Annotated in this window: 1 pseudogene; it reads right to left on the bottom strand. The window is 55.3% G+C overall.

The annotated features are described in order from the left end of the window. A pseudogene (locus tag O2S87_RS19230) lies at nucleotides 1-255 on the bottom strand (RNA-guided endonuclease TnpB family protein); the annotation flags it as partial.

The raw sequence follows: 255 nt of genomic DNA on the forward strand, positions 1-255 counted from the left end.
CGGCGTCATCGGGGAGGTCGCGGTGGAAGGTGATGGGGATTTCACCGAGTTTCGAGAGCCACAGTCGAGTCTGACCGCTCGTGTTCTTGAGCTTGAAGCCGGATTGACTGTAGGTGAAACTGCGGTATTCGCTCGGTGCTTTCCAGTTGAGCGTCCCGACGCGGTAGCCGTTCTCTTTTCGCCCTCGGAGCGTTGAGAGGTTATCGTACAGCCGTTGTACGACCTTCTGAAGAACTTTCGAGTGAACTTGTTTCA

The organism is Halohasta sp. A2 (assembly GCF_056175805.1).